The sequence below is a fragment of the Peribacillus sp. YIM B13481 genome (genome assembly GCF_042787985.1).
Classification (GTDB): Bacteria; Bacillota; Bacilli; order Bacillales; family DSM-1321; genus Peribacillus; species Peribacillus simplex_A.
Genome location: NZ_JBHZPE010000118.1, coordinates 1 through 2,452 on the forward strand (window position 1 = coordinate 1; position 2,452 = coordinate 2,452).

Consider the following 2,452-nt stretch of genomic DNA (forward strand, 5'->3'; position numbering starts at 1 on the left):
CCAGTAGATTACCGGGTTCATGCCCTCAAGGTTGCCTAATTAAATAAAGTGTCTAACTTTTTGGGTTCACTTCAAAATGGATTCTTTTTATTTACGCTAATATGGAGGTTCAAGAGGCCTTTTTGATCAATCTTTTTTTCAAAGCTAAAATTTTCATTTTATTTTGGTTTTCTCGCATATATAATTTCCTTTCTTTAAAGTGGTTTCCCACAACTTAAATTTATTTCTCTCACTCTACATTAGGGTACCCATCCAGGGTACAGCATATAATTACTAAGATGCTCTTTCCTTTTCATCGTTAAATTCTACGCCTTTTGCGGGTGAGCCTCCCCGAAAGATGACTAGGAGGATAATAAAGATCAGTAAAACAAGGCTCACTATACCTTTGTCTATCCCCAGACCACCGTGGCTATGTGACGCTGCTAACCAATCCGAGAACGAGGCACCTACTGGACGCGTCATGATATAAGCGAACCAGAAAGCAAAAATTTCATTAAGACCAAATAATCGGTAACCCAAAGCTGGAATAACAAGCAAGAAAGTAAATAATAAACCTGAAGAGAAGTAGCCCAAGTGCATGCTTGATGCGGTCATATCCCCTGCTGCGGTACCGAGTGCGAATGTAACCAGTACGGTGATCCAGTAAAAGATCTCGCGGCGACGGGTGAAAATGCTGTGTACGGACAGAGTTTTTTCTTTAGAATACCAAGCTATGAGAACGACGGCGAGTGCCACTATAAAGAAAATGGTTGAAACGATGTAGGGTATGCCCAGTCCAACACGAACCACATCTGCAGCCATTGTGCCAAATATACTAACCATAATGACAACTAACCAGTAGACCTTTGGTATATATCGACGTACTTTGAACTGTAATATCATTGCGGCTACGAAAATAAGAACACTTAGCGGTGCTGAAATAAGCGGATTTAGATTCTCGAATAAATAATCGGATGCTACTTCACCCATTCCAGTAGTCAGTAGCTTAGTAATCCAAAAGTAAAGTGTAATTTCCGGAACTTTAGCAAACATTTCTTTTGCCTGATTCATGGTGATCGATAAAGATTTGTTCATATTTAAGGACCTTCTTCCAATAATTTTCAATGACAAAGGCGTTAATATAGCTGCAAATCTTTCTTGTTGATAACATATCATCAGCTAGTACGCCTAGTGTAGTTGTACAAATCCCAAAACCTTGGTAAGTCAAAATCAAATAGTAACTTCTAGTAACTTGCTTAACATTTGAAGACTTGAAGGTTGTAGCATTTTTGTTTGTTCTGAAACGGCTAAGTTTTTTTAAAAGAATTAATCTCCTTTTATGAAGTATATTGTTTCTAAGTATTTTCCATCTCTTGTTCATTTGAGATGACGCTAGTCTCTACTATATTACAAATTGGTCAGCTATTTATTAAACCTAAATTAAAATTAACTTAAATGTCTATTAAGTATAGGTGGCATTTTATAATTGTACATAGGGTCCAGTTAAACTTCAGAAAATCTTAAGGTTTTCTCAGTAGGTTGATACATATAAATTTAAAATCACTAGGTTGGTCCATAACCACTATTACAATTTTTGTGGCAGAAGCTAGAACAACAAAGATCTTCTAAACAGGATTGTGAATAAATGTATTTAAGCAAACGGGGGAGTTAGTAAAAAAGTTGATGATCGCTGTGGCGATCATTTTTCTTTTTGGGCTAACTGGCAGGTTTGTTTAATAAGAACTCGATAGCTTGGATAAAATCCATATATAAAATCGTACTTGGAAGGTGTAATATTGAGGCTTCTATATTGGTTGGTAAAGTTAGGATGGTATTTTATAATAACCTTAATTGCAACAACATATTGGAAAAGTTTTGGCTGGTGGTTTCTAATTATGTGGGCGATCATATTGATTTTGGGCGATGAATTGATAAGAAAGTTTCTTAAAAAGTAAGACTTCGTTCAATTAACTGGTGCCTTACTTCCATAACAGGGTTGCTGCGGCAGCCTATTTTTTTATGCAACTAACGGGGCAGTTTAGTTCAAGAACACATGTCGTTAAATATGGTAAAATGAGTAAAAAAGGAGAGTTAAATGAAGGTGGTTCTTCAAGCAATTATAGGTTCAATTTCAATTCATGTAATCTATTTAGTCGTTATGATGTTAGTCGGTTATATAAAAACAAAAAACTATAAACCAGATATTGAGAGTGCATGGGATACAGTAGAAACCCTTCAAAACGAGGTAGTGTTTGGGGGAGGTACGCCTCCTCATTTTTATGTATTATCCTTTTTGGGATTATCCGTAATATGTGGAATTGTAATTTTATCGTATGAAAAGTTAATGAACTAACGGGTGCGTTAGCTGAAGATCAGAGCTGTCTTTAAGGCAGCTCTTTCTTGTGTGCCAGGCATGGCAACTATCTAGGTGGTGAAAGTCCACTGTGGGGGTACACATCGACCAACCACTAAG

The 2,452-nt window shown here is 36.6% G+C and carries 2 protein-coding genes; one reads left to right on the plus strand and one right to left on the minus strand.

The genetic code is table 11. The features are described 5' to 3' along the window. Positions 1–273 precede the first annotated feature (273 nt). Positions 274–1,074, minus strand: a complete 801-nt coding sequence (locus ACFX4X_RS25365) for a COG4705 family protein (RefSeq protein ID WP_089364784.1) — start codon at positions 1,072–1,074, stop codon at positions 274–276. Between the two features lie 1,000 nt (positions 1,075–2,074). Here ACFX4X_RS25365 and ACFX4X_RS25370 point away from each other — a divergent pair. Then, positions 2,075–2,332, plus strand: coding sequence for a hypothetical protein (locus tag ACFX4X_RS25370; protein ID WP_377387632.1), 258 nt, complete (start codon positions 2,075–2,077; stop codon positions 2,330–2,332). Positions 2,333–2,452: the final 120 nt, after the last annotated feature.

What these genes read in the sequence shown, in the direction of transcription:
- ACFX4X_RS25365 (WP_089364784.1), bottom strand. Translation starts at nt 1,074, where the DNA reads ATGAACAAATCTTTATCGATCACCATGAATCAGGCAAAAGAAATGTTT.
- ACFX4X_RS25370 (WP_377387632.1), top strand. Translation starts at nt 2,075, where the DNA reads ATGAAGGTGGTTCTTCAAGCAATTATAGGTTCAATTTCAATTCATGTA.